The sequence below is a fragment of the Neobacillus muris genome (assembly GCF_943193175.1).
Classification (GTDB): Bacteria; Bacillota; Bacilli; order Bacillales; family Cytobacillaceae; genus Neobacillus; species Neobacillus muris.
In genome coordinates this window covers 89,348-108,192 of the sequence record NZ_CALPDF010000002.1, presented here as the reverse complement: position 1 = coordinate 108,192, position 18,845 = coordinate 89,348, and the positions used below count along the sequence as shown (strand labels likewise).

Here is an 18,845-nt window from a genome sequence, read left to right as displayed (position 1 = left end):
ATCATACGCTAAAGTCTACTATCCTAAAAGAGTTCGACCTTAGAACTCAAGGGTGATTTTCCAACTCTACAGCTTTACCGGACTTCCACCATCTCCGGCTCGCTTATTGAAAAGCTTCAAAGAATTGTACTGTCCCTATCATCGTCAGGTGACTATTCATAAATACTTGTTAACAAATTATATGCTACAAATTCACCATTCGTCAAGCCAATGAGTCTTCCTCTTCGTGAAGTTTTAGCTCGGTAGCATCCACTTCGTACTCCAATAGGTGATCCCAATCATCCGTATTGAGCATATCCAGCTGCGCTTCAATCAGCATTTTAAACCGGGTGCGGAAAACTTTTGATTGTTTCTTTAAATCTTCAATTTCCATTGCGACTTTTCTTGCCTTTGAAAGCGACTCGTTGACAATGCGGTCAGCATTTTTTTCAGCTTCTTTAATAATCAGCTTTGCTTCCTTTTGTGCATTGCGCTTTACTTCTTCTCCAGCCTCTTGGGCAATGACAATAGATTTATTAAGTGTTTCCTCAATATTTGTAAAATGCCCTAATCGCTCCTGCATGTCATTCAGACGCTCTTCCAGTTCTTTCTTCTCACGAAGCACCAATTCATAATCCTTAATGACTTGGTCTAAAAACTCGTTTACCTCATCTTCATCGTAGCCTCTGAATCCTTTATTAAATTCTTTGTTGTGAATATCTAACGGCGTTAACGGCATAATGCCACCTCCATGCAATCTCTACACTATATGTACTAAAAACTATTCGACAAGTTCTTATAATATCCTCCAAAAACCACAAATTATTTTTGGATTCCAATCATTATTTTCCACTTATCCTTTTTTGTTTTTCCTTCTATCCCCTTTAATTTGGTCCGTCCAAACCCTCTGACCGAAATCAAATCTCCCTCAGCACATTGAAATGAGGGATTTTCCTGTTTGGTCCAGTTTACTTTGACTACCCCTTGCTGAATCAAGGCCAGCGACTTTTGCCTGGATAGACGGCAGGCACCCGAAACGATCGTATCCAGACGCAATGATGAAACGGTCAGCTCACGATCCTCCCACAGCTCATTGGAATGGATGGCTTGGACTGCTGGGATTTCCACCAATTTGACTCCCGCTCTGCCAATAGACTCTATATTAAGTTTAACATAGTCACTAATCTCTTGGGCAGCAAAGAATTGAATGCGCCCATCATGGATTAAAATGTCACCAAACTTACCACGCTTTAATCCGAGTGACATCAGTGTACCTAAAACCTGCCTGTGTTCTATTGTGACAAATTTTTGAGGATAGTCAACTTCAAACAAACTAATCTGAAAATCTTCAGGCTCCACTGCTAAATAGTCCGGGAACAGCAAAGCCCTGTTCCGTTCCGTATCTTCCCTTCCTCCAAAAAAACTGCATTTTACTTCATCATTTTCACCAATGACGGCTCTTAAAATATGCTGCTCTCTAGGGTCAAGGAAATCAGTCAGCTTAGGGCTATATTGCCGTTCAACATAGCTTTTCCACTGCAGCGTTTGATCAATATATTCCCGTTCTTCCGGACGGAAATGCTGATAAATATTCATAGATACACAACCTAAAAAATGATAATCTTACACAAGCCAAAGGTAAACGCTATGCAATCCGCTTCTAGCAAAATTAAGAACTAGGAACGCCACAATTGGGGAAATATCAATCATCCCAATTGGCGGAATAATTTTTCGAAACGGTTCTAAATAGGGCTCACAAATATTGGCTAAAAATCGCCCAATGGATGTCTCCCTTGCATTTGGAAACCAAGACATTAAAATATAAATAATTAACGCCCAAGAATACAGGGAAATCAACTGCTGCAACAGACTAAAAAGAAAAGCCATGAAATCATTACCACCTTGTATTTGGATTATCCGGCTCCGGAATAAGGTCTGAAATATTTCCTGAAACCTCTACATTATCAGGGGTACACAAAAAAATGCTTAATCCGATTTTCTGGATGTCCCCGCCGAGTGCATAGACAGCACCGCTTAAAAAATCAACTATTTGTCTGCCTTGTTCCTTATCAATCCGCTGCAGGTTCACCACAACCGCACGCCGATTTTTCAGATGGTCGACAATTTCCGGAGCTTCAGAATTGGAATGCGGCTCGACTAAAATCACTTTTGAAGACTTTGTTGATTTGGCAGATTGCTGTTGAACGCTTTGGATACTGACAACATTCTGACTTTTAACAGGCAGCTTCTTCGGTTTAATTGGCTCTGCAGGTTCCGTCATATATTCTTTGCTTGTGTCATCATCAAAATCATCGTCTAAAAAGAAAAATGTCTTTATTTTTGATTTAATCGTCATTTTCTTCTCTCCTAACCATCTTCACCAACTAATGCTGTCCCTATTCTCACCATTGTTGCCCCTTCCTCTATAGCAATGGCAAAATCATTGGACATTCCCATCGAAAGTTCCGTGCATGGGGCAAATTCAAAATGACAGGCTTGGATTTGATCACGAAGTTCTCTTAATTTATGGAAACATTCACGAATAACTTGTTCATCATCTGTAAAGGGAGCCATTGTCATCAGCCCCTGAATGCGGATCTTTTCATAAGGGCGAAGAGATTTAACAAAGTCCACTACTTCATCAGGATGCAAACCGTGCTTGGATGCTTCCTGAGATGTGTTTACTTGCACAAGACAATTGATATTACCGGCCGCCCGTTTATTAATCTCCTCTGCTAGAGACAGGCGGTCCAAAGAGTGAATATAATTCACTTTATCAATAATATTTTTTACCTTCCTTGACTGCAGTGTTCCAATATAATGCCAAACTGGCTTGTCCTGTAAGACATTCCATTTTTCTAGCAGCCCCTCATCCCGGTTTTCTCCAAGATGCAGAATTCCAGCCTCTACTGCCTCTTTTGCCCTCTCTGTACTGACATACTTCGTCACCGCAATAATTGTGACTTCATCAGGATTCCGATTCACTTTACGGCATGCTTCGTTTATCTGCTGTCTAATTTGTTCTAGCTTTGCTGCAACCTTCATAGATAAATCTAAATCTCCTTCCAGCCAATAAAGCTTAACATTCTCCCAGTCTTTCCTTGATCTTTGCGATGGGAAAAAAATAGGTCATGGCAGCTGGTACAATACCCGGTCATTAAGATATTTCGAACGGGAATGCCAGCCTTCAGGAGAATTTGCCTATTCAATTGACGTAAATTTAAAGAATATTGTCCATCGCTAATTAAATTATATGGTTTCTCATCGACATCTTCTAGTATATTTTCTACCAAGTTAACGACATGATTATCGACAATATAACATTCTTCGCAAATGGAGGGTCCAATGGCGATATAAATTTCTTCAGGAGGAATCCCTTCATTTCTCCAAGCCTGGACCATTTGCCTGGCTATTTCGCGAACGGTCCCTTTCCAGCCTGCATGCGCCAAACCAATCATTTTAAACTTGGGGGCGGCAAAATAAAGCGGGACACAGTCTGCAAAGCATAAGGTTAACAGGATGCCGGGCTCATCTGTATAAAATCCATCTGTTCCTTTAAAGGCATTCTGATAGGATTCGGCTCCGGTGCCACGATCTATTCTACTGACTTTTTTCAGAACGATATCATGGGTTTGCTCAGCTCCCACCCAGCCATTTAATGGAAAATCGAGCAATACTGACAGTTTTTGTCTATTTTCTACCACATCATCGATCCGATCACCAACGTGAAAGCCCATATTTAAGGTTTGAAAAAATCCCTTGCTAGTCCCGCCATGTTTGGTTGTCATTCCCGCAAGCAGTTCAGGAAAAAGCTTTGTCCAGTTTTCAATCGTTAAATACGATGGATGATGTAACGCAAAAGGCTCCATAAACATACCTCTTATGTTTTTCTATAGTTTACCATGAAAACGATAAATGTTCACAGGAAAATGTGCGGATTGCTGTTATCCTTCATCAGGCGGACTGTCATCATCTGCTTTATACCGAACTAAGATGACATCCTGCCCAATTTTAATAATATTTTTCCATGGGATGACCACATCGTCTTCTTTTCCAAAAAAACCGAGAACTCTTCCGTTTCCCGATATGACAACTGCTTCTATTTTTCCAGTGGATAGATTAATTTCAATATCCCCGATATTCCCCAGTCTTTTGCCATCTGATACATTCACGACATCTTTTATCTGAAATTCGGAAATCCTGCCCATTTTCACCACTCCCGATTACCGTACTATATCAAAATATATGATTGTAATCTCCAATTTATTAAATATAAATGAAAACCCGCCAATCGGCAAAGCGCTTAATGCAGAATTCAGCACACCCCACAGCTAAAAAAATAAGCTGCCCAAACGGACAGCTTTAACTCTGGATATTCTTATTCATTTGCCGGATGGCCGCCTTTTCTAAACGAGAAACCTGGGCCTGAGAGATGCCAATTTCCTCGGCAACTTCCATTTGGGTCTTTCCTTGAAAAAAACGCTTCCGCAGGATTAATTTTTCGCGTTCATTTAACCGGCGCATTCCTTCTTTTAAAGCAATTTCCTCAATCCAGTTGATATCTTTATTTTTTTCATCGCTTAATTGGTCCATCACATAGATAGGGTCGCCGCCATCATTATAGATTGGTTCGAATAGGGAAACCGGATCTTGTATGGCATCAAGAGCAAACACGATTTCCTCATGTGGCACTTCCAGCACCTTGGCGATTTCCTCCGCAGTAGGTTCACGGGAGGTTTCGCTCATTAACCGTTCTCTCACCTGGAGTGCCTTATAAGCGATATCCCTTAATGAGCGGGAAACCCGAATTGGGTTATTATCCCGCAGGTAACGCCGGATTTCTCCAATGATCATTGGCACAGCATACGTCGAAAACTTGACGTTTTGGCCTAAATCGAAATTATCAATTGATTTCATGAGTCCAATACAGCCAACCTGAAACAGGTCGTCCACAAACTCACCGCGGTTATTAAACCGCTGAATGACACTTAGGACAAGGCGTAAGTTGCCGTTTACAAGCTTTTCTCTGGCAGTTAAATCGCCTTCTTGCATTTGCTTGAATAGAACTCTCATTTCTTCATTTTTCAATACAGGAAGTTTTGATGTATCCACACCGCAAATTTCAACTTTATTTCGAGTCAATCTTTTCCCTCCTCGAGAGAGCTGCTGTACAAAAAACAGTATCTCCTTGAGAAGGAAAAATATGCACCTGCCCATGGCCGCGAACAGGTGCATACGTTCGAAAAACTAATGAAAACCTTCGTAGCTATAAGGTTTTTTTAAAGCAAAAATTTTCCTTTTAAACCATTTTATTAAATTCCTTTCTAAGCCGCTTGATAATTCGCTTTTCTAAACGAGAAATATAGGATTGGGAAATCCCCAGCATATCAGCAACATCCTTTTGTGTTTTTTCTTCGCCATTTGTCAGGCCAAATCTAAGCTCCATAATCTGCTTCTCCCGATCTGAAAGCTGGTGCAAAGCTTTTGTCAGTAATTTACGATCGACATTTGCCTCCAAATCCTTCGTAATAATATCATCATCCGTGCCTAAAACATCCGATAATAACAATTCGTTGCCATCCCAATCAATATTTAAAGGTTCATCAAACGAAACCTCTGACCTAATTTTATTATTTCTCCTTAAGTACATTAGTATCTCATTTTCGATACATCTCGAAGCATATGTAGCCAGTTTAATCTTCTTCTCAGGGTTAAATGTATTGACCGCTTTAATTAATCCAATGGTTCCAATACTGATTAGATCCTCGATATTAATGCCCGTGTTTTCAAATTTCCTGGCGATATAGACCACTAACCTGAGATTGCGTTCAATTAATATCGATCGTGCCGCTTTATCACCATTAGGCAATTTTTTTAACAGCATTTCTTCCTCATCTTTACTTAAAGGAGGCGGCAGGGCTTCGCTTCCACCAATGTAAAAGACTTCATCTGTTTTAAAACCCAATTTAATTAATATTTTATTCCAATAGTAGGATAAGCGAAGTCTCCAATTTTTCATTTGTTTTCCTCCTTCTAAATTATGTTTTTCTGAGTATAGTATTATTAACTTACTTTCTCGCTATCTCCCTGCTGCTTGCGGCCTGTCAGCATTTTCGGATGCACAATGCATTGAAAAGCATCCTCCGCTGACAGCTCCTGCATGGTAAAGGATACCAATCCCTTTTCACATAAATATTGGGTTCCATTATGCTCAATCAAAATAAGGTCCGGTTTAATAGCAAAAATAAGTTGATGCTCTTGTCCCACGACCCTGCAGGGGACTATTCTCAGCCTGTTTTGCCATTCTTCAGGCAGCGCATGATCATCTACTTCAAGTGGGTCAGGATTCTCAGCTAACTTTTTTATCGGGTCCGGGGTTAACTCCCACTGTTTCTTGACGGAAACAAACATTACCGGCATCTTTGAAACAGGGTCATATAACTGATTTCCGCTATCGACCAGTCCTTTATAATGATAAGCTTGACCATCCATATTCAGAATGACCGAAACAATTTGATCGTAACGGATTTTCGTCATTTCCATGGTTTCGATACTTTTCTTTGAGAAATGCCATGCAATCGGAAATCCGATTAAGACAAATCCCCAGCTGATGGGGTCGCCAAAACCCTCCACACTGGACCGAAGCACTTCTGCTGTAAGTCTGGAATCGTATTGAATAAAGTAATGGACACCCATCAATGCACCGCCAATTAAAAATGTGGCAACATAGAAGGTCATTAACGCTTTTATAAAAAAGGAAACCCGTCTATAACCAAATACCAGTAACACCATGATGACTGAAAATAACAGCTTGGAAATGGGATGGCTTGAGTATAAGCCTAAAGATGTAAAGTTTAATAAAATAATCATGGAGCCAAGAAGTCCTCCGGCCAGCACCCTCCAAAAACGAACCTTCCTTTTTAAAATAATGGCAGTTAAATAAAGGAGCAGGCTGTCAAACAACAAATTAAGAACCCATATCACATCCAAATAAACTGTCAAAACACTTCCTCCTTTACATAGGAAGGAGATAGCAATATTTGCTTTTCTAGTTATGGAAAAGTATATCCTACTTGCAGGCTTGAAGTGTGTCACTTTGTGGAATCAAAAAAACAGAAATTTTCCCTATTATGAACGTAATTTGTCAATGAAAAGGGGAGAAGGCCTTGCAGGTTAGCCCGATACAAATTTTGATATAAAAAAACATGACCCTTTTGGGGTCATGTTTTTTTATCTTCTGCGATTTCTATTTCGTAAGAACGTTGGAATATCCAATGTTTCCTCAGCATAAGTGTTGTTATTGTTATTTGGGCGTGCTGGCTCCGGCTGGACCTCTTCACGCTTTGGTTCTCTTTTAACTTGTCCGCTTTGTGGTTTAGCTTGTCCAAAAGTTGGACGGACAGGCTTTGGCTGAATAGCCTCTTCATTAAAGCCTGTTGCAATTACGGTTACAATGATTTCATCTTTTAAACTTTCATTAATAACAGATCCGAAAATCATATTCACTTCTTGATCTGTTGCAGTAGCTACGATATCAGCAGCTTCTTGGACTTCATAAAGGCTTAAATTAGAACCGCCAGTAATATTCATTAACACCCCTTGGGCACCATCGATAGAAGTTTCCAATAGTGGTGAATTGATCGCTTTCTTTGCCGCTTCCGCAGCACGGTTTTCACCGGAAGCAACACCAATTCCCATTAAGGCTGAGCCTTTGTTGGACATGATGGTTTTTACATCTGCAAAGTCCAAGTTAATCAGGCCAGGTGTGGCAATCAGGTCAGAAATTCCTTGAACACCTTGGCGAAGAACATTGTCCGCTTCGCGGAATGCCTCGAGCATTGGAGTGCTCTTATCCACAATTTCAAGCAATCTGTCGTTTGGAATCACGATTAATGTATCTACTGCTTCTTTCATGGAACCAATTCCGCCTTGAGCCTGTGTGGAACGTTTTTTGCCTTCGAAAGTAAACGGCCTAGTGACAACTCCTACTGTTAAAGCACCGAGATTGCGGGCAATTTGAGCTATAACAGGCGCAGCACCAGTACCGGTTCCGCCACCCATTCCAGCTGTAACGAACACCATATCAGCCCCGCGTAAAGCTTCCTCAATTTGCTCCTTGCTTTCCTCTGCTGCCTTTTTCCCCACCTCTGGATTTGCACCAGCTCCAAGACCACGGGTCAATTTGGCGCCAATCTGCATTTTCACTTCTGCTTTAGAAAGGTTTAGCGCTTGAGCATCTGTATTTACTGCGATGAACTCTACCCCTTGAACGCCGTGCTCAATCATTCGGTTGACAGCATTATTGCCGCCGCCGCCAACTCCGATCACCTTTATCGTTGCAAGCGAATCTAAATTCGTATCAAATTCTAACATGAAAAATCCTCCTAATTCGTCACTTTACCTTTTCGAAAGATCCCTCTATTCGAAAAAGTATCCCAGGAATTTTTTGACTTTTGATGACATTTTTTCTTCAGGATGCTTTTCTGGTTTTGCCTTGGGCGGATGCTGCTTTTGCACCCGTTTTTCGACCGGTTCTGAGACGGAAACTTGCGAACTGGAATCGCTCCCTGGCAATCTGGAATTCTTGTAGGCATATTTTATTAAGCCAACCGCTGTCGTAAATAGCGGTTCCCTAACGCCAATATAATCTGGCTGAGCAATGCGGACTGGATTCTTAAATATATCTTGGGCCAGTTCCAATACCCCTTGCATTTTTGCAGTACCCCCGGTTAAAACAAAGCCCCCGGGCAAATCCGTCACACCCAAGCGTTTTAATTCCTTTGCAATTAACTCAAAAATTTCTTCCATTCTCGCTTCAATGATTTCAGATACATAAAGCTGATTAAATTGTTGATGTTGGTCGCTGCCAATAACAGGTACACTAAAAAACTCATCTTCTGATGCATGATCGTAAAAGGCATGTCCATATTTGATTTTTATATTTTCCGCATCCTCAGTTGAAGTGTGCAGCACTTTTGAGAGATCATTAGTGATGAGGTCTCCACCAACTGGTATAACACTCGTAGCTTTTAAATATCCATCTTCAAATACGGCAATTGAGGTAGACCCTCCTCCGATATCCAGAAGAGCTGCTCCCAGGTTTTTTTCATCCTTGGACAAAGCATAATCTCCTGCGGCCAGCGGCTGAAGGATAATGTCTGAAAAGTTCAGGCCTGCTCGTTCTACGCAGCGGATAATATTTGCAAGAATGGCATTGGACCCTGTTACAAGTGTACCTTCCATTTCCAAACGGACACCTATCATCCCGCGAGGGTCGTTAATTTCATCTTTGCCATCTAAAATAAATTGCTTTTGAATGACTCCCATATTGACTCTTTCAGGGGGAATGGCCCCAGCATAAGACGCTTCAATTACACGAATGACATCTTCATTTGTAATCTCGCGGTTTTGGCCGGAAACAGCGACAATCCCATGGCATGGCTGAAGGGTTACATTATGGCCGGGAATCCCGACCACCACCTCATTAATCTCTAAACCTACCATTCTTTCTGCCTGTTCAATTGCCCTTCTAATAGAATGAACGGTATCGTCCATGTCAACAATGGATCCTTTGCGAAGGCCTTCAGATTCCACGTTTCCAACGCCAATTATATTTAACGAGCCTTTTCCTGAGTCATTGACCATTTCCCCAATGATAACTTTTACACTGGATGTACCGATGTCAAGGCTAACATATATATCATTGCTGTTCATTCTCTGGCACCTCCTTTGATATCTTTCAGTCGAACAACAATCAATTTGTTCAGGTAGTTTCCTAGTAATATATTATAAAATTATTCGTCACAACTGAATGATTCCCTTTAAAAAATTTAACTTTTTTCTAATTTTTCTTTGTTCGTTGACCATTTTGCCAATAAAATTCGACGAATTACAGCAATATTCTGAAATAATCTGACACCAAACGCAAAAATTGCTGCTAAATACAAGTCTACACCAAGATGGACACCGAGAAAAGCTAAACTTGCAGCTAAAATAATATTAAAAAAGAAACCTGATACAAAAACTTTTTCATCATAAATATTTTGCAAATAAGCCCGAATCCCTCCAAATAATGTGTCGAAAGCAGCCAAGACAGCAATCGACAAATAATTGGAATATTCTTCAGGAATTCTTATTTCCGTGAGCAGTCCAAGAACGATTCCTACCATAAGCCCAATGACGGGCAGCCACATCAGGAACCGCCTCCTTCCTTAACCGGCTCCATATAGCGGATCCGAATTGGATTTTCATATGCAGGTACGGCAATCTCTGCAGATGGTTTGGTGACAGTAAGCCTAAGGCTTTCTGTAAAAAATTCATCTTTTGCTTTTGAGACGTTCATCCGGTTAAACAATTTTTCAGCCGTATTCAAATCCTTCACAACTACTTTAATTTCAATTGGAAGACTCTTGATGATGTGGCCATCTATTTTGGTTTCTGAGTTTATATCCCGGATAACGGTGGTATTAATAATCCGTTGTCCATCAATGGATATGGACTCTGCTTCGTACATGTTAAGTTCATTTACCAGCCTTTTCAGCAGATCAGGTGAAACAGCTGCTGCCGGTGTATAGCCAAGCTTAATATCCTCGATGACAGGTTCAATATCCAAGGTAACGCCTGGACCTGTCACTTCCGTCAATCCTGTTTCAATCTTTAATTCTTGAAAAGTATCCCTTAACGCCTTCTCCTTGCTTTGTTCTCGCTCAGATTCATAGGCTGATAGTTTATCTTCATATGAACGGATTTCTGTCAAAAGCTGATAGTGCAATTCTTTTTCTTTCAGCAATGCTTCACGGAGCTGCCAGATATCTCTAGTATCCCTAACCTTTGGTTCTGTGACGGTTTGAAACTGTACGGCAATCATAAACCCAATCAGTGCCGAAATCATGGTAAATCGCAAGGTTATTTTTTGTCTGTCCACTATATTCACCCAACCTTCTCTACTATACCGTGGACATTAGTTCCCTAAGACGGGATTCATGACAATTTCATTCACTTTTTCAAGTGCAAAAACAATATTGTCATTTACAAGCTGATCCTTTACCCCGCCTGAAAGATTAATGGAAGACGCCAGAACATCAGGATCCCCAATCGCAGATATGACAAATGGCGCAGGATGCGGCACTCCATCGACGGTTATGACTGGCCCATTGCAAACAATATAAGAACGGCTTGTCAGCCTTTGGCCATTTATAGACACAGCAGATGCTCCAGATATGTAGAGTTCATTGACCACTTTAAAAACATGGTGTTCGTGAACCAGATAGTTGTTCACATTATCCTGATTGGGGTCATAAGCGCCATCAGCAAGGGTTATTTTAACCCCTTTGCCTTTTACCTTTACTTTTCCTAGAAACATTCGATATTTTTCCGCATCTTTAGCCAGGCTGTTGAAATCAGCAGCCTCTTTAGCCAGTTCTTTTTCATTTTTTTGCACTTTGGCTTGTTTTTGATTTAATTCCTTCTGCAGTTTACGATTCGTTTCCTCTTGTGCAATCAATTCATTTCTTAGTGATAGCGTTTCTTTATATTGGCTATCCGTCATGTCCGGTTTTGCCTGTTGCGTTTCCAGTTGAGTCAAGTGGTAGGAAAAAGCCATAATAAAGCCAAGAACAAGGCAGACCAAGGATAAAATGACATGATTACCCTTCACCTTCATTATTTTCAACTTCAGTTTCCTCCACTTCCGTTTCAAATGCCTTAAAATAAGACCCTACTTCTAAATCAATGATTCCCTTTTGATTTGGGTCTAACTGGCTGATGATGGAAGGATAATGAATCATTTTTTCAGAAAAGCTCCTAATGGTGGCACTAACTTCAAATCCATCATTCATATACAAAGAAACATGGTATTGATCGGTTTTTTTCGGAGTATGATGTATTTCCGATATGGAATTTGTAATGGCAGCCGGAAGCTTTTGCAATTCCTGTATCATTTCATCAAGGACGTCCCCTTCATCAAAATTAAACAGGATTGGCGCATTGTCAGGTGCTTGTCCAAACTTTTTCGCAATTAAGATTTTGCCATTTTCCATTACTGGGAAATAAAACTCATCCCGCTTCAAATAGGCAATCCGTTTATACTCTTTGACATTAATCAATACCGTATTCGGCAGCTGAATTTTGACCTTTGCACTCTTAATTTCGGAAAGCTCACTTATTTTGGAAGCAACATCAGCTTTTTTCACTTCCCAAATATTCGTATCTTTTAAAAGTCCAGATTGGTCAATAATATCCTCTTTGGAATAAACATGATTTCCTTTAACAGCCATTTTTTTAATATGGCTTAATGGTGATTGAGCATAAACGATGACTACAATCATGGCAAAAAATAAAAACAGCAATATAATTAGCCGTTTATTGGCTTTCTTCCGTCTCTGCTCCTTTAATTTTGGTATTCGGTCTTCAAGAGCAACAATTTTACTTTTATCCATTCTAATTTCCCCCAAATAAAAAGCAGCTGCTCCATTTGCAAAAGGCTTGTCCCCAAACCCCTGTCGTCCTGCCTAAGAAAGAGAAAACAACGGCATGAAAAATCATGCCGTCTTTCATTTTCTGTTGGATTTTCACCTATAATATTATCGATTATTATAACACAATATTTGTCATTCGTAAGAAATTTCTTTTGCAAATTAAGGAATAAAATCAGGTTATCCGGCTACTTTCTGCCGATAATCTCCACTTCCGTTTCCATTGTTACATGGTAGAGTTTGTAAATGGTCTCTTTTACATGCTCGATTAAGGCAAGAACATCAGCTGCAGTGCCATTTCCAGCATTAACGATGAAATTCCCATGCATTTCGGAAATCTCTGCCCCGCCAATACGATACCCTTTTAATCCAGCTTGTTCAATTAACCTTCCTGCATAATGAGGGAGTGGATTTCGGAAAATGCTGCCGGCACATGGAAAGTTCCATGGCTGGGTTTCTTTTCTGTATTCTTTATTTTTTAACATTTGCGCCACAATGCTTTCCTTGTCGCCCTGTTTAAGCTGAAACACTGCTTCTACCACAATTCCCGGACGCTTTTTTTGCAGAATAGACGTTCTATATGAAAACTCCATTTGCTCATTCGTAAGCCATTCCATTGTTCCGTCTTCAAACAAAATATAAGCTTTGGTCAAGATTTTGCTGATATCCGATCCATGTGCTCCCGCGTTCATATAAACAGCACCCCCGACCGACCCAGGAATACCGCTGGCGAATTCCAAACCTGAAAGTCCCTTTTTGCTAATCAATGTGGATAAGGCGACTAATGAATGTCCGCCGCCAACAGCAATTTCCTCATTCGATACATCAAGATGACTGATGCCGGAACCGAGTTTAATGACAACCCCATCAATCCCCTTATCCGACACTAAAAGATTTGAACCCCTGCCAATCGCCCGCCAATTTACTTGAAATCGATTGATAATCTCCATGGCTTTTTTCAAATTTTCAACAGATGAAGGTTCCAAGAAAATTTCTGCCGGCCCGCCAATCTTTATTGTGGTATGAGAACTCATCGGCTCATTTTGCATTACTTTTCCTATATTTAATCCCTGCAATTCTTTCAGGATACTGTCCATTCCTGACCACCCAACTTTCCAATCGTGTGTATGATTTTAGTTTATGCTAATAACTCAGGTTGGGCTACCTTTGTTTTTCCCTTATAACCTCTTCGATTAGCTTATAAAGTCTGCCAGCTGAATCTGGGACTCCCATTTTTTTGGATTTCTGCTTCATTTCCTGGAGCGTGCTCTTGTTCAAAAGAATCCAGTCCATCTGGCTAACCAAACTATTGCTTGTTAAATCTTTTTCTAAAAGTACAACCGCTGCCCCTTGGTCCCCTAGTGACCGGGCATTTTTTTCCTGATGGTTATTTGTAACATAAGGGCTGGGAATCAAAATGCTGGGGATTCCTAATGAAGTGATTTCAGCCAGTGTTGTTGCCCCGGCCCTTGATACAACTAAATCAATGCCGGCAAGGACTTCAGGCATATTGTGAATAAATGGCTTAATCACTACATTTTTGGGATTTCCGACTAGATCCACTTCTTTTTTGACATTCTCGAAGTGTACATCCCCTGTCACATATAGAACTTGATACGGTTTGCCAGCCAATTCTGGTAATGCTTTTACAACCGCCTCATTTATAGGCTTCGCGCCTCGGCTGCCGCCAAAAATCAACACGGCTGGCATTGTAGTGGTTAATCCCGCAGAAAGAAGTCCCTTTATGCCATCCTTTCCTGCTACCTCAGAAGCCCGTGGATTCCCTGTAAATGCAATCTTTTGTTCAGGGAAATATTCCCTTGCTTCCTCAAAACAGATAGCTACTTTGTTGACGTATCTGCTTAAGAATTTATTAGTGAGCCCTGGCACACTATTTTGCTCGTGAATAATGGTTGGAATATTGAGCTTGGAGGCTGCATATACAACCGGGCCACATACATAGCCGCCCGTTCCAATGACAATATCCGGCTGAAACTCCTTAAGGATTCGCTTGCTGTCCCGAACGCCTTTAAGAAACCTCAGGACCGTTTTGACATTTTCAAAAGAAAGCTTCCTTTTGAACCCAGTAATATATATGGATTTAAACGGTACGTTTTCATGCGGGACAATTTTGCTTTCCAGCCCATTTTTTGTACCTATGTATAAAAATTCGGCATCCTTATTGTCTTTTTGAATCTCCCTTATAAGCGCAAGAGCAGGGTATATATGTCCCCCTGTACCTCCGCCGCTGACTGCTATCTTCATCTTCTCACCTCAGAAAAGTTCTAAACACATTCTACTATAAAAATATATGAAATAAACCCAATGATAAAAGAATGTTATTGAAATGTAATGAACCAAATTTTTTTAACAAAAAAGAACCCTGCTTACGGGTCAGGGTTGTCAATATCTAGAATAACGGCTTATATTAAGCAGAACACCGATAGCCATCAACATTAGAGTCAGTGATGAGCCTCCATAGCTTAAAAACGGAAGGGTTATCCCCGTAACCGGCATCAGCCCCGTTACAACGCCAATATTGATCATCACTTGTATCGCGACCATCGCAATAATTCCAACCGCCAAAAAACTGCCATACAAATCAGGGGCCCCTAAGGCAATCCGGATTCCTCTCCATAGCAGCAAAGCAAACAATAGGAGAATAAACGAACCGCCAATGAACCCTAATTCTTCAGACAAAATGGCAAAAATAAAATCCGTCTGCGGCTCCGGCAGATAAAAAAACTTTTGCCGGCTTTCACCAAGACCGAGTCCGAACAGTCCCCCTGGTCCAATAGCATAAAGGGATTGAATGATTTGAAACCCGCTGCCTAAAGGATCAGACCATGGATCTAAAAATGATGTAATCCGTTTCATCCGGTATGGTGCTGAAATAATCAGACCAACAAACCCAGCCAAGCCTAACAGGCCTAAGAAAACAAAATGGCTGATCCTGGCTCCTGCTATAAAAATCATCACGACACAAGTGCCCATCATGACGGTCCCCGTCCCTAAATCCGGCTGAAGCATAATCATGGCAAATGCAAAAAATGCAAGTCCCAAAGAAGGAACGAGTCCTTTTTTAAAGGAGGTAATATGCTTTTGCTGCTCAGATAAAAATTTTGCCAAGAAAGCAATCATCGCAAGCTTCATAAACTCAGAGGGCTGAATGGAAAAAGCACCTACACCAATCCAGCTTCTTGAACCATTTCGAACATTTCCAATGCCTGGGACTAATACCAAGACCAATAAAACAAAACAGACAATTAAAATCGTTTTTGACCAGGTCCTCCATGTCCAGTAGTTAATATTCATAATAAAGAACATGGCGAGAATTCCAACACCGGCAAATAAAGTTTGCCTTTTGGCAAAGAAAAAGGAATCCTGAAATTTATATTCTGCCCAAACTGCGCTTGCACTATAAACCATAATAAGGCCTACTGCCAGGAGTGTAAATGTTACAATCATTAAAATAAAGTCAGGAGTCGTTTTCTTTGTCGGCACCGTAAACACCTCAACTGCGAGTTTTAGGGCCTGATACCCGAAGCATGATTCTGCTTCTGAAATTGTCTAGCGCAAGCGTTATGTGCGCTTCCCGCTCTTCAATGGACAAGCCCTTACTTAAGCTTATGCACGGCTTCGATAAAAATGTCTCCCCTTACCTCAAAACTTTTATACTGATCCCAGCTTGCACAGGCAGGAGATAACAGGATAACGTCACCCGGTTCAGAAAAACCATAGGCAGCCGGCACGGCCTTTTCAACATTATCGACACGCTTTATCACATTTATTCCCGCTTCTGCACCGATCCGCTCAAGCTTCTCAGCTGTCTGCCCAAATGTAATTAATGCTTTTACATTCTTTAAAAATGGAATTAGCTCATCAAACTCGTTCCCACGGTCAAGGCCTCCGGCAAGCAAAACCACCGGTGCATCAAAGGCCTTAAGGGCGTTTGCAGCTGCCAAAATATTAGTAGCTTTTGAGTCATTATAGAATTTTCTTCCACTTATTTCAGTCACAAACTGGAGCCGATGTTTAACTCCAGTAAACGACTCAAGAACTTCTTGGATGGCATTATTCTCTACACCAGATAGTTTAGCAGCCGCCATGGCAGATAAAATATTTTCTAGGTTATGTACCCCCGGCAATGCAATTTTTTCTATTTGCATAACCTTTTCATCCTTAAACCATATCCATCCATCAGAAATATAGGCTCCCTCGGGCACCGCCTTTTTCGTCGAGAAAGGAATAATCGTTGCCTTGGAAGTTCCAGCTATATTCATTGTTTCTTCCTGGTCAGCATTGACGATTAAATATTCCGCTTCCGTTTGATTTTTGGTGATATTTGACTTCGCGCTAATATATTCAGCCTTTGTCCCATGATAATCCAAATGGGCATCATAAATATTGGTAATAATAGCGATTTTCGGATTAAATGATTGAATCCCCATAAGCTGGAAGGAGGACAATTCTATAACAATTGTATTGTCTTTTTCAGCGGTCTGGGCAACTCCAGATGCAACCGTTCCAATATTGCCGGCAATTAACGGGGCTTTCTTTCCCGCATTTAGCATTTCAAAAATCAATGTTGTCGTCGTTGTTTTCCCGTTCGTTCCAGTGATCCCAATAAAAGGGGCCTCTGAAATTTCATAGGCAAGCTCTACCTCTGTTATAACAGGAATCTCCCGTTCCATTGCACCTTCAATCATCGGGTTGTTATACGGGATTCCCGGGTTTTTAACGATCAGCTCAAACCCCTCATCAAGAAGTTCCACAGGGTGCTCTCCGCAAATAACCTTTATCCCTTGCTCTAATAAATCCTGGGCCTCAGGATTTTCAGAGAATGGTTTCCAATCATTCACCGTAACAAATGCTCCAAGCTTATGAAGAAGTGCAGCGGCAGTAACCCCGCTTTTTGCTAAACCCAATACAAGAATTTTTTTATGACGATAAGACTCAATCTGCTTCAATTACAACCACACCTCGATATAGATTCCTAGAATAGCAAAAATTAATCCGACACTCCAAAAGGTTACAACCACCCGCCATTCCGACCAGCCCGCTAACTCATAGTGATGGTGCAAGGGGCTCATGCGAAAAATCCGTTTGCCAGTAGTTTTAAAGGATGCCACCTGAAGAATAACGGATAACGTTTCAATAACAAAAACTCCGCCGATGATAATAAGTAAAATTTCAAGTTTCGTCAAGATCGAAATAGCGGCAATCGCTCCGCCTAATGCAAGTGAGCCCGTATCCCCCATAAACACTTTGGCAGGATGGGCATTAAATACTAAGAATCCCAGCACTGCTCCAACTACTGATACGGAAAAGATGGAAATTTCCATCTGTGATTGATTCCATGCAAGTACAGCAAATGCACCAAAGGCGATAGCTGCCGTACCAGATACCAGACCATCCAATCCATCTGTGAGATTAACCGCATTGGAAAAGCCCACAAGCCAAAACACAATAAACACGACGAAAAACCATCCTAGTTCGATGGTGCTATTCGTAAAGGGGATGCTAATTTCAGTTGAAAAGCCGCTTTGTTTATACACAAGATAAAAAATGACCGAAATAATGATTTGTCCCAATAGTTTTTGCTTTGATGTCAATCCAAGATTTCGCTTCAGAGCCACTTTAATAAAATCATCCAAAAAGCCCAGCAAACCGAACCCTATGGTTACAAGCAAAAGCAAATAAGTTTTCACTGTTGGTTCCGAGAATTTTCCTGTCATGACAATGGTGGTAATAACAACGGAAAATAAGATCATGATTCCGCCCATCGTCGGTGTTCCAGATTTTTTTTGGTGTGATTTAGGACCTTCTTCCCTGATGCTTTGTCCAAATTTCAACCTTCTCAAGAAGGGGATAAAGATCGGAGAAAGTAATACCGAAATTAAAAATGCCATTATAATTGTGAAAAAAATAACTTGCTCCAGCATGTTATCCCCTCCTTCTCTCATTATTTTCCTGCTGTTCCGTAATCACATTATGCATTACAGCAATATCATATGTCTGCCGATTTTTTTTAAGAAGTTTTTTATCTGAAATTTTAAAGTTCGTAATACTCATGTTCTTGTCTATTTCTCCATTTAATTTTTCAATATAATGCTCCAGTATTGTTGTTACCGCTAATCCCAAATTATCAGTATAAAACACTGGAAAATGATTGGGCGTATAACGGGGGAGCTGTGTATTTTTATCCCAGATAACTGCCACTGCCCCATTTGCAATCGCCTCGGAAAGTTCCCCTGAATTCTCAAGCGGCACAAATAGCCCTCTCCCTTGGAGAACAGAAGCTTGGTCACATACTTCATGAATCCAAATTTCATCTTCGACGCCTTGCTTATTAGGAAATAGTTCCGCTAAGTCCTTAACAGATAACAGCAT

Annotated in this window: 22 protein-coding genes and 1 other annotated feature (1 of these 23 cut by a window edge); all 22 genes read right to left on the bottom strand. The window is 40.8% G+C overall.

The window, feature by feature from the left end:
* Nucleotides 1-151 (bottom strand) — a binding site (T-box leader); it reaches 85 nt to the left of the window's first position.
* A gap of 51 nt (nt 152-202) precedes the next feature.
* On the bottom strand, nt 203-718 hold the full coding sequence (locus tag NFS43_RS01945) for a DivIVA domain-containing protein (RefSeq protein ID WP_251549082.1): 516 nt from the start codon (nt 716-718) through the stop codon (nt 203-205).
* Nucleotides 719-801: 83 nt separating this feature from the next.
* A complete protein-coding gene (locus tag NFS43_RS01940) occupies nt 802-1,575 on the bottom strand; it encodes a YlmH family RNA-binding protein (protein WP_251549081.1) in 774 nt (257 codons plus the stop codon).
* 27 nt (nt 1,576-1,602) lie between these two features.
* Nucleotides 1,603-1,866: a YggT family protein gene (locus tag NFS43_RS01935; protein ID WP_251549080.1), complete on the bottom strand. Its 264-nt coding sequence runs from the start codon at nt 1,864-1,866 to the stop codon at nt 1,603-1,605.
* A gap of 7 nt (nt 1,867-1,873) precedes the next feature.
* Nucleotides 1,874-2,335 carry a cell division protein SepF gene (locus NFS43_RS01930; RefSeq protein WP_251549079.1) on the bottom strand — a complete coding sequence of 154 codons (462 nt, stop codon included), beginning with the start codon at nt 2,333-2,335 and terminating at the stop codon, nt 1,874-1,876.
* A gap of 11 nt (nt 2,336-2,346) precedes the next feature.
* The gene (locus tag NFS43_RS01925; RefSeq protein ID WP_251549078.1) at nt 2,347-3,024 is read right to left on the bottom strand and encodes a YggS family pyridoxal phosphate-dependent enzyme; all 678 of its coding nucleotides are present in this window, start codon (nt 3,022-3,024) and stop codon (nt 2,347-2,349) included.
* 8 nt (nt 3,025-3,032) lie between these two features.
* A complete protein-coding gene (pgeF, locus tag NFS43_RS01920) occupies nt 3,033-3,848 on the bottom strand; it encodes a peptidoglycan editing factor PgeF (RefSeq protein ID WP_251549077.1) in 816 nt (271 codons plus the stop codon).
* 75 nt (nt 3,849-3,923) lie between these two features.
* A complete protein-coding gene (locus tag NFS43_RS01915) occupies nt 3,924-4,187 on the bottom strand; it encodes a YlmC/YmxH family sporulation protein (protein WP_251549076.1) in 264 nt (87 codons plus the stop codon).
* A 154-nt stretch (nt 4,188-4,341) separates the two neighbouring features.
* The gene (sigG, locus tag NFS43_RS01910; RefSeq protein ID WP_251549075.1) at nt 4,342-5,121 is read right to left on the bottom strand and encodes an RNA polymerase sporulation sigma factor SigG; all 780 of its coding nucleotides are present in this window, start codon (nt 5,119-5,121) and stop codon (nt 4,342-4,344) included.
* A 157-nt stretch (nt 5,122-5,278) separates the two neighbouring features.
* Entirely contained in the window at nt 5,279-5,998 is a 720-nt protein-coding gene (gene sigE, locus NFS43_RS01905; protein WP_251549074.1) for an RNA polymerase sporulation sigma factor SigE, read from the bottom strand.
* Between the two features lie 44 nt (nt 5,999-6,042).
* Nucleotides 6,043-6,981 (bottom strand): sigma-E processing peptidase SpoIIGA, encoded by a 939-nt coding sequence (gene spoIIGA, locus NFS43_RS01900; protein WP_251549073.1) that lies wholly within the window; start codon nt 6,979-6,981, stop codon nt 6,043-6,045.
* Between the two features lie 228 nt (nt 6,982-7,209).
* A complete protein-coding gene (ftsZ, locus tag NFS43_RS01895; protein ID WP_251549072.1) occupies nt 7,210-8,352 on the bottom strand; it encodes a cell division protein FtsZ in 1,143 nt (380 codons plus the stop codon).
* Between the two features lie 45 nt (nt 8,353-8,397).
* Complete coding sequence (gene ftsA, locus NFS43_RS01890; protein ID WP_251549071.1) at nt 8,398-9,693, bottom strand: cell division protein FtsA; 1,296 nt, start codon at nt 9,691-9,693, stop codon at nt 8,398-8,400.
* 116 nt (nt 9,694-9,809) lie between these two features.
* Complete coding sequence (locus tag NFS43_RS01885) at nt 9,810-10,172, bottom strand: small basic family protein (protein WP_251549070.1); 363 nt, start codon at nt 10,170-10,172, stop codon at nt 9,810-9,812.
* Complete coding sequence (locus NFS43_RS01880) at nt 10,172-10,903, bottom strand: DUF881 domain-containing protein (protein WP_251549069.1); 732 nt, start codon at nt 10,901-10,903, stop codon at nt 10,172-10,174. The genes NFS43_RS01885 and NFS43_RS01880 overlap by 1 nt, the downstream gene beginning before the upstream one ends.
* Nucleotides 10,904-10,939: 36 nt before the next feature.
* Nucleotides 10,940-11,641, bottom strand: a complete 702-nt coding sequence (locus NFS43_RS01875) for a DUF881 domain-containing protein (RefSeq protein ID WP_251549068.1) — start codon at nt 11,639-11,641, stop codon at nt 10,940-10,942.
* Entirely contained in the window at nt 11,625-12,416 is a 792-nt protein-coding gene (locus tag NFS43_RS01870) for a cell division protein FtsQ/DivIB (protein ID WP_251549067.1), read from the bottom strand. Before NFS43_RS01870 ends, NFS43_RS01875 begins: the two co-directional genes overlap by 17 nt.
* A 224-nt stretch (nt 12,417-12,640) precedes the next feature.
* Nucleotides 12,641-13,549: a UDP-N-acetylmuramate dehydrogenase gene (murB, locus tag NFS43_RS01865; protein WP_251549066.1), complete on the bottom strand. Its 909-nt coding sequence runs from the start codon at nt 13,547-13,549 to the stop codon at nt 12,641-12,643.
* Between the two features lie 64 nt (nt 13,550-13,613).
* Nucleotides 13,614-14,717, bottom strand: a complete 1,104-nt coding sequence (gene murG, locus NFS43_RS01860) for an undecaprenyldiphospho-muramoylpentapeptide beta-N-acetylglucosaminyltransferase (protein WP_251549065.1) — start codon at nt 14,715-14,717, stop codon at nt 13,614-13,616.
* Nucleotides 14,718-14,855: 138 nt separating this feature from the next.
* On the bottom strand, nt 14,856-15,956 hold the full coding sequence (gene spoVE, locus NFS43_RS01855) for a stage V sporulation protein E (protein ID WP_251549064.1): 1,101 nt from the start codon (nt 15,954-15,956) through the stop codon (nt 14,856-14,858).
* A 113-nt stretch (nt 15,957-16,069) separates the two neighbouring features.
* Nucleotides 16,070-17,422 (bottom strand): UDP-N-acetylmuramoyl-L-alanine--D-glutamate ligase, encoded by a 1,353-nt coding sequence (murD, locus tag NFS43_RS01850; RefSeq protein ID WP_251549063.1) that lies wholly within the window; start codon nt 17,420-17,422, stop codon nt 16,070-16,072.
* Entirely contained in the window at nt 17,423-18,397 is a 975-nt protein-coding gene (gene mraY / locus NFS43_RS01845; protein WP_251549062.1) for a phospho-N-acetylmuramoyl-pentapeptide-transferase, read from the bottom strand.
* 1 nt (nt 18,398) lies between these two features.
* Complete coding sequence (locus tag NFS43_RS01840; protein WP_251549061.1) at nt 18,399-18,845, bottom strand: hypothetical protein; 447 nt, start codon at nt 18,843-18,845, stop codon at nt 18,399-18,401.